The organism is Mesorhizobium sp. M7A.F.Ca.CA.002.04.1.1 (genome assembly GCF_004022805.1).
Taxonomy (GTDB): Bacteria; Pseudomonadota; Alphaproteobacteria; order Rhizobiales; family Rhizobiaceae; genus Mesorhizobium; species Mesorhizobium ciceri.
Genome location: NZ_RZPL01000182.1, coordinates 1 through 8,717, shown reverse-complemented (window position 1 = coordinate 8,717; position 8,717 = coordinate 1). Strand labels below are relative to the sequence as shown.

7 protein-coding genes are annotated in these 8,717 nt (G+C 64.5%); all 7 read left to right on the top strand.

Translation table 11 applies throughout. The features are described 5' to 3' along the window. The coding region (locus ENZ75_RS12250; protein WP_245481150.1) for a glutamate synthase-related protein at nucleotides 1-359 on the top strand (359 nt) is incomplete at its 5' end. Nucleotides 360-420: 61 nt separating this feature from the next. Next, nucleotides 421-1,728: a type III glutamate--ammonia ligase gene (gene glnT, locus ENZ75_RS12245; RefSeq protein ID WP_063167614.1), complete on the top strand. Its 1,308-nt coding sequence runs from the start codon at nucleotides 421-423 to the stop codon at nucleotides 1,726-1,728. Nucleotides 1,729-1,764: 36 nt separating this feature from the next. Next, on the top strand, nucleotides 1,765-3,018 hold the full coding sequence (locus ENZ75_RS12240) for a sarcosine oxidase subunit beta family protein (RefSeq protein ID WP_013532907.1): 1,254 nt from the start codon (nucleotides 1,765-1,767) through the stop codon (nucleotides 3,016-3,018). 16 nt (nucleotides 3,019-3,034) lie between these two features. After that, on the top strand, nucleotides 3,035-3,310 hold the full coding sequence (locus ENZ75_RS12235) for a sarcosine oxidase subunit delta family protein (RefSeq protein ID WP_024502588.1): 276 nt from the start codon (nucleotides 3,035-3,037) through the stop codon (nucleotides 3,308-3,310). Beyond that, nucleotides 3,310-6,291, top strand: coding sequence for a sarcosine oxidase subunit alpha (locus ENZ75_RS12230; protein ID WP_063167613.1), 2,982 nt, complete (start codon nucleotides 3,310-3,312; stop codon nucleotides 6,289-6,291). Before ENZ75_RS12235 ends, ENZ75_RS12230 begins: the two co-directional genes overlap by 1 nt. Beyond that, the gene (locus ENZ75_RS12225) at nucleotides 6,284-6,907 is read left to right on the top strand and encodes a sarcosine oxidase subunit gamma (protein ID WP_063170183.1); all 624 of its coding nucleotides are present in this window, start codon (nucleotides 6,284-6,286) and stop codon (nucleotides 6,905-6,907) included. Before ENZ75_RS12230 ends, ENZ75_RS12225 begins: the two co-directional genes overlap by 8 nt. 146 nt (nucleotides 6,908-7,053) lie before the next feature. Further along, nucleotides 7,054-8,717: DUF1989 domain-containing protein (locus tag ENZ75_RS12220; RefSeq protein WP_128278117.1), on the top strand; the 1,664-nt coding region annotated here is incomplete at its 3' end.

Here is an 8,717-nt window from a genome sequence, read left to right as displayed (position 1 = left end):
GCACGGCGGCCCTTGTCGCGCTCGGCGACAACGATCCGCGCTGGGAGGCGGAGTACAACGAGCTTGGCACCACGGCCGGCGCCTATGACGATTGGCACGAGGGGCGCGACCCCGCCGGCATCACCACGCAGGATCCGGAACTGATGAAGCGGGTCGATCCGGTGACTGCCGGGCGCCGGCTGGCGAACTACCTCAAGGTGATGACGCTTGAGGCTCAAACGATCGCCCGCGCGTGCGGCAAGAACAGCCTGCACAATCTCGAACCCGAGGACCTGGTCGCGCTGACGATCGAGGCAGCCGCCATGGCCGGCGTGCCGCTGGCCGGCACCAACTGGATACCGGGGAAGAACGGCTTCTGATCAACGAAGGGCCGATTCCCGCATACTCGGGAACAACAATCGATAAAAATGGGGAACTACCGTGGCAACTGATCTTGCTGAATTCGCAAGGGCGAAAAACGTCAAATATTTCATGATTTCCTACACTGACCTGTTCAGTGGCCAGCGTGCCAAGCTGGTGCCGGCGCAGGCGATATCAGACATGCAGAAGGACGGCGCCGGCTTTGCCGGTTTCGCCACATGGCTGGACCTGACGCCGGCGCATCCCGACATGCTTGCGGTGCCGGATCCGGATTCGGTGATCCAGCTGCCGTGGAAGCCTGAGGTCGCCTGGGTGGCGGCCAACTGCATCATGGACGACAAGGAGGTCGACCAGGCGCCGCGCAACACACTGAAGCGGCTGATCGCGGAAGCCGCCAGCGACGGCATGCATGTCAAGACCGGCGTCGAGGCCGAGTTCTTCCTGATCTCGCCTGACGGCAAGACGATCTCCGACGAATACGACACGGCCTCAAAACCCTGCTACGACCAGCAAGCGGTGATGCGGCGCTACGACGTCATCGCCGAGATCTGCGACCACATGCTGGCGCTCGGCTGGGGCGCCTATCAGAACGACCATGAGGACGCCAACGGCCAGTTCGAGATGAACTGGGCCTTCGACGACGCGCTGGCGACCGCCGACAAGCACTCGTTCTTCAAATTCATGGTCAAGTCGATCGCGGAAAAGCATGGCCTGCGCGCGACCTTCATGCCGAAGCCCTTCCAGGGCCTGACCGGCAATGGCTGCCATGCGCATATCTCGGTCTGGGACAAGGCCGGCAAGACCAACGTCTTCGCCGACAATTCGATGGAGCTCGGCCTGTCGGCCAAGGGCAGGAATTTCCTCGGCGGCATCATGAAACATGCCTCCGCACTGGCCGCGATCACCAACCCGACGGTGAATTCCTACAAGCGCATCAACGCGCCGCGCACCATTTCGGGCGCGACCTGGGCACCGAACACGGTGACCTGGACCGGCAACAACCGCACCCACATGGTGCGGGTGCCCGGCCCCGGCCGCTTCGAGCTGCGGCTGCCGGATGGCGCCGCCAATCCCTATCTCCTGCAAGCGGTCATCATCGCCGCCGGCCTCGACGGCATTCGCTCGAAGGCCGATCCTGGCAAGCGCTACGACATCGACATGTACCAGCATGGCCATACGGTAAAGGGCGCGCCAAAACTGCCGCTCAACCTGCTCGACGCCTTGCGCGAGTTCGACAAGGACAAATCGCTCAAGGCGGCGCTGGGTGAGGATTTCTCGTCGGCCTACCTAAAGCTGAAGCACCAGGAATGGAATTCCTATGCTTCGCACTTCACGCAATGGGAGCGCGACCACACGCTGGATATTTGACCACCAGCGCGACGCGAGCGACCTCGGAATGAACTGATGAAATATTCGATCTTCTCGCTCGCTCGTGCCGCCCTGTCCGGCCACAAGAACTGGCAGCGCACCTGGCGCGACGCCACGCCGAAGGATCGCTACGACGTGGTGATCATCGGCGGCGGCGGGCACGGGCTGGCCACCGCCTGGTTCCTCGCCAGCGAGTACGGCATCAAGAATGTCGCCGTGCTCGAAAAAGGCTGGATCGGCTCCGGCAATGCCGGCCGCAACACCACCATCATCCGCTCCAATTACGGTCTGCCCGGCAACACCGGCTTCTACGAATTGTCGATGAAGCTGTGGGAGCGGATGGAGCAGGACCTCAACTACAATGCGATGGTCAGCCAGCGCGGCGTCATCAACCTCTACCATTCCGATGCGCAGCGCGACGCCTATGCGCGGCGCGGCAACACTATGCGCATCAACGGCATCGACGCCGAACTGCTCGACCTCGCTGCCGTCAGGAAGATGATCCCGTTCCTGAACTTCGACAATGCGCGCTTTCCCGTGCAAGGCGGGCTGTTGCAGCGGCGCGGCGGCACGGCGCGGCACGATGCGGTGGTCTGGGGCTATGCGCATGCGGCGAGCGAACTCGGCGTCGACATCATCCAGAATTGCGAAGTCACCGGTTTTGTCAGGGACGCCAATGGCAAGGTGACCGGCGTCGAGACGTCGCGCGGCAAGATCGGCGCCGGAAAGGTTGGCATGGCGGTCGCCGGCTCCTCGTCGCGCGTCGCAGCAATGGCCGGTCTGCGCCTGCCGATCGAGAGCCACGTGCTGCAGGCCTTCGTCTCCGAGGCGATCAAGCCGCTCATCCCGGGCGTCATGACCTTCGGCGCCGGCCATTTCTACGTCAGCCAGTCCGACAAGGGCGGCCTCGTCTTCGGCGGCGATATAGACGGCTACAATTCCTACGCCCAGCGCGGCAACATGCCTGTGATGGAAGACGTCTGCGAGGGCGGCATGGCGCTGATGCCGATGATCGGCCGCGTGCGCCTGCTGCGCCAGTGGGGCGGCATCATGGACATGTCGATGGATGGTTCACCGATCATCGACAAGACGCCCGTCGACGGGCTCTATCTCAACGCGGGCTGGTGCTATGGCGGCTTCAAGGCGACGCCAGGGTCCGGTTTTGTCTTTGCGCACCTCCTGGCTCGCGACGAGTCGCATGAAGAAGCGGCACGGTTCCGCCTAGACCGGTTCCGAACTGGCGCCATGATCGACGAAAAGGGCCAGGGCGCCCAACCGAACCTGCATTGAAGGCGGTTTAGAAGAAATGCGCATTGCCTGTCCTTTCTGCGGTGAACGCGAACTCGGCGAGTTCACCTATCTCGGCGACGCCAAGCCGGTGCGGCCCGAGGCCGGCGCCTCGGAAGACGAGGTCTTCGACTATGTCTATCTGCGCGACAATGTCGCCGGCGCGACCAGCGAATATTGGTACCATGGCGGTGGTTGCCGGGCTTGGCTGAAGGTCACCCGCAACACGCTGACGCACGAGATTTCCTCCATCGAACCGGCGGCTGGTGCCGGCGCTGCGAAGGTTGGTGCGTGATGGCCGGCGCGCAGACACACCGGCTCGGCAATCGCGGGCTTGTCGACCGCTCGGCACCGCTGAACTTCCGTTTCGACGGCAAGGCTTTCTCCGGCTTCCAGGGCGACACGCTCGCCTCGGCGCTGATCGCCAACGGCGTCAAGCTGGTCGGCCGCTCATTCAAATACCATCGCCCGCGCGGCATCCTGACTGCGGGCTCGGAAGAACCCAATGCGCTGGTTGAGCTGCGCACCGGGGCACGGCGCGAGCCGAACACCAAGGCGACGACGGCCGAACTCTATGACGGGCTCGAGGCCGCCAGCCAGAACCGTTGGCCGTCGCTGCGCCACGACGTGATGTCGGTCAACCAGCTGTTCGCGCCGATCTTCGTTGCCGGCTTCTACTACAAGACATTCATGTGGCCGGCGAAGTTCTGGGAAGCGATCTATGAGCCGGCGATCCGCCGCGCCGCAGGCCTTGGCCGTGCCGCCGGCCTTGCCGATCCCGACCACTACGACAAGGCATGGGCGCATTGCGACGTGCTGATCGCCGGCTCCGGCCCGGCTGGTCTGGCCGCGGCGTTGGCAGCCGGCCGCGCAGGCGCCCGCGTCATCCTGTGCGAGGAGGATTTTGTCCTCGGCGGCCGTCTGCTGTCGGATGGCGGAATGATCGACGGCGAACCTGCGGCCGAGTGGATTTCGCGGACGCTGGCTGAACTGGCTGGTATGCCCGACGTCCGCGTCATGACCCGCACGACGCTGTTCGGCGTCTACGATGGCGGCACCTATGGCGCCATTGAGCGGGTCAACGACCATTTGCCCTCGCCGCCCGAGCACCAGGTGCGCCAGCGCCTGTGGCGGATCGTGGCGAAGCGCTGCGTCGTGGCAGCCGGCGCCATCGAACGGCCGATCGTCTTTGCCGGCAACGACACGCCCGGCGTGATGATGGCCTCCGCCATGCGCACCTATGTCGCGCGCTACGCCGCTACACCGGCAAAGCGGATCGCACTTTTCACCAACAATGAGGACGGCTGGCGCACCGTCGAGACGGCGCTCGGTGCCGGCCTGCAGATAGCGGCGGTCATCGATGCACGGCCCGAAATATCGCCGGCGCATCGTTCGCTGGCCTCGAAGGGCGGCTTCCCGGTGCTGCACGGTTCCGTCAGTGGCATCGACGGCGGCAAGGATGGCGTCAGGAAAATCGCGGTGTCGCTGACCGGCGGCGCGCGCGCCGAGGTCGAAGCGGACGGGCTCGCCGTTTCCGGCGGCTGGAACCCGGCGGTCGGGCTGACCTCCTATCATCGCGGCCGGCCGAAATGGCGCAGCGACATCTCCGCCTTCGTGCCCGACGGCGCGCCTCCAGGCATGGTCGCCGCGGGTGCCGCCAATGGCGATTTCGGGCTCGGCGCCTGCCTGAGCCAGGGATTTGCCGCTGGCGCGGCAGCGGCCCGTGACACGGGGCACAATGGTACGGCGGGCGCCGCGCCTGCCGCCGATGACGAGGCTTTTTCGCTGACGCCGCTCTGGCATGTCGCCGGCAAGGGCAAAGCCTTTGTCGACCAGCAACACGACGTCACCGCGTCCGACATCGAGCTGGCGCAGCGCGAGGGTTTTGAATCGGTCGAGCATCTGAAGCGCTACACCACGCTCGGCATGGCGACCGACCAGGGCAAGACCTCGAATGTCGCCGGCCTCGCCATCATGGCTGCGGTCAGCGGCCGTTCGATCCCCGAGACCGGGACAACGATCTACCGGCCGCCTTACGTGCCCGTCGCCATCGGCGCCTTCGCCGGCCATCACCGCGACGAGACTTTCCATGCGACGCGGCTGACGCCGTCGCATCACTGGGCCGTGGAACAAGGTGCTGTCTTCGTCGACACCGGCCTGTGGAAGCGGGCGCAGTGGTACCCCCGCGCGGGCGAGAAGGACTGGCTGGAATCGGTGACGCGCGAGGTCAAGGCGGTGCGCTCAGGCGTCGGATTCTGCGATGTCTCGACGCTCGGCAAGATCGACGTGCACGGTCCGGATGCCGGCGCCTTCCTCGACCGCGTCTACATCAACACCTTCTCCAGTCTTGCAGTGGGCAAGGCGCGCTACGGTCTGATGCTGCGCGAGGACGGCATCGTCTATGACGACGGCACCACGTCGCGGCTGGCCGAAGACCACTATTTTCTCACCACCACCACGGCCAAGGCCGGTCTGGTGATGCAGCATCTCGAATTCTGCCGCCAGGTGCTGTTCCCGGAGCTCGACGTGCAGCTCACTTCCGTCTCCGACCAGTGGGCGCAGTTCTCGATCGCCGGACCGAGCGCGCGGGAGTTGCTGAAACAGATCGTTGATGAGTCCGAGGACCTTTCCAACGAAGGCTTTCCGTTCATGGGCGCGCGCGAAGTGACGTTGCGCGGCGGCCTCAAGGCGCGGCTGTTCCGCATCTCGTTCTCCGGCGAAATGGCCTTCGAGATCTCGGTACCGGCACGCTTCGGTGATGCGATGGCACGCAATCTGATGCTGGCCGGCGCGCCATTCGGCGTGACGCCTTACGGCACCGAGGCGCTCGGCGTCATGCGCGTCGAAAAGGGCCACATCGCCGGACCGGAACTGAGCGGCACGACGACAGCGGCCGATCTTGGTCTGGGCAAGATGATGTCGACCAAGAAAGACTATATCGGCCGCGTCATGGCCGGACGCGAGGCGCTGGTAGCCCCAGATCGCCAGGTCGTCGTCGGCATCAAGCCGACGGACGAGACACGCCGGTTGCGCTCCGGCGCACACATCATCCCGAAGGGGCAGACGCCCGGCCCCGGCAACGACCAGGGCTATGTCACCTCGGTCTGCTTCTCGCCGACGTTGGATCAGTGGATCGGGCTCGCGCTTGTCGAACGCGGCCGCGAACGCATCGGCGAGATCGTGCACGCGCATGATCCATTGCGCGGCGAAGACTATGACGTCGAACTCTGCAATCCCGTCTTCTACGACCCGGATGGAGGGCGCCAGCGTGGTTGAGTTTTCCTGGGTTTCTCGCAGCCCACTCGAGCATGCGCTTGTCACCGGTACAGATGGCGCACGCGGTATCGAGGCCGGCATTTCGCTGACCGAGATCCGCAATTTTGATCTGATCCAGGGGATGGCGCGGCGCGGCCAGGCGGCCGAGCTGGGACAAGCCGCCAAGGCTCGGTTTGGTGTTGCTGTCCCTGATGCGCCGAAGGCGGTGCGGACTTCGGACGCAACGCTGATCTGGTCGGGACCGGACCAGTTCTTCGTGCTGTCGAAGGGCGGCAAGCACACGATGCAGACGCTGGAGCCCGCATTGTCCGGCTCGCTGTCGGACCAGTCGCATGCGCGGGTTCTGGTCAGCATCTCCGGCGCCAAGGCGCGGACAATGCTGGCGAAACTGTCGTCGATCGATTTGCATCCCGATTCGTTTCCGGTTGGCGCCGCCGCCGCGACGTCGATGGATCACACCAGCGTCACGCTCTGGCGCGACAGTGATCGGACGGATGGGCAGGCGGTGTTCAACGTTCTGATGTTTGCGACGTTTGCCGAGAGCCTTTGGCATACGATGCTGGATTCGGGCGCGGAGTACGGCGTCGACATCAACCATACAGAGAGACTGGCTTAGCCTTGGCTAGTCTTCCCTTCTCCCACAACAAGGGGAGAAGGCAAAGCGCGCCACCTCCGCCTTGCCAAACCCAACCGCACTGCTATTCTTGCTGCTAAAATAATTTCACGCACAGGCAAACTTGTTTCTCGAACCGCAAGGCTGAGATGAGCCAGTCGCCCTACCCCGCAATTGCTGCCGGACCGCCCAAGCCTAGCCTCATCCTGAGGCCGGGCCAGATCGCGCTGCCGCCGGGCATGGAGCGTTATACGATCCAGGGCAACGGCGCGGTGCTGATCGACATCGAGGCCGGCGACGCGATCACCGTGCGCAATGTCGAAGGCGGCCAGGCCTGCGAACTTCTGGCCTGGGACAGGACCGGCGCGACCGATCCCGGCATTTTTGGTGAAGCATCGAACAGCAACGCTGCCGGCATCAAAGCGCTGCTCATAGAGGGCGACGACAGTCTCGCATCCCTGCGGAGCGGGCTCGCCCGCCGGCAGGTGCAGCTTGACCACGCCAGGGCGGTGCGGGTGTTCGGCGTCACGACACCGGCCGGCACCGAGCAGGCTTTCACCGTCGCACGCGATGGTGCGGTGCTGATTGCCGCCCCCGGCGGGCCGATGCTGGTCGATGGTCATGACACGGCGACACCGCTGACCGTCTTCGTTCGCCGCGCCACGATCCGCCCGGCGGCGAAATCGGTATTGGCTGATCCGCTTGCCGACCCGGTGCTCGATTTGCGCGTCCATTCGGCGACCGCGGAGGCCTATTTCGTTGGGGCTGGCGACTATCTGCAGATCATCGATGTCGACGGGCGCCAATGCACCGATTTCCAGTGCTTTTCGGCGCGCAAGCTGGACAGGGGACTGGATCATCCGCTCGACGTGACGACGACGCGCACGCTCATGGGTGCGAGCTACCCGATGCCCGGCCTGCATTCCAAATACTATGACCAGGACATGGAGCCGCTGGTCGAGGTGGTGCAGGACACATGCGGCCGGCACGACGCCTTCGCGCTCGCCTGCGCCGCCAAATATTACGACGACATCGGCTATCCCGGACACACCAACTGTTCGGAGAATTTCAACGGCGCTCTGGCCGGCAAGGGCGTCAATCCCCGCGCGGGCTGGATGGCGATCAACTTCTTCTTCAACACGGCGATCGACGCGCATGGCGTCATGGTGTCCGACGAGCCGTGGTCGCGGGCGGGCGACTATGTGCTGCTCAGGGCGCTCACCGACATCGTTTGCGTTTCCTCCGCCTGCCCCGACGACACGACGCCGGCCAATGGCTGGAACCCGACCGACATCCATGTGCGGACCTATTCCGGCCAGCACAAATTCTCGCGAGCGATCGCCAGACGCATGACGCCCGATTCGGAACCGAAAATGACCCGCGAGACCGCTTTTCATTCGAGCTTTGCCAAGCACACCCGCAACTTTCAGGAGTACAAGGGCTATTGGCTCGCCAATTCCTTCGCCAAGGACGGGCCGATCGCCGAATACTGGGCCTGCCGCCAAGACGCGGTGATCATGGACCTGTCGCCGCTGCGCAAGTTCGAGGTCACCGGCCCGGATTCCGAAGCGCTGCTGCAATACACGCTGACCCGCGACGTCAAGAAGCTTGGCGTTGGCCAGGTGGTCTATTCGGCCATGTGCTACGAGCATGGCGGCATGATTGATGACGGCACCCTGCTGCGGCTGGGCAAGGACAATTTCCGCTGGGTCGGCGGCGACGATCTGTCTGGCGAGTGGCTGCGCGAGACGGCGACAAAACTCGGCCTCAATGTCCTTGTGCGTTCCTCCACCGACCAGATGCACAATGTCGC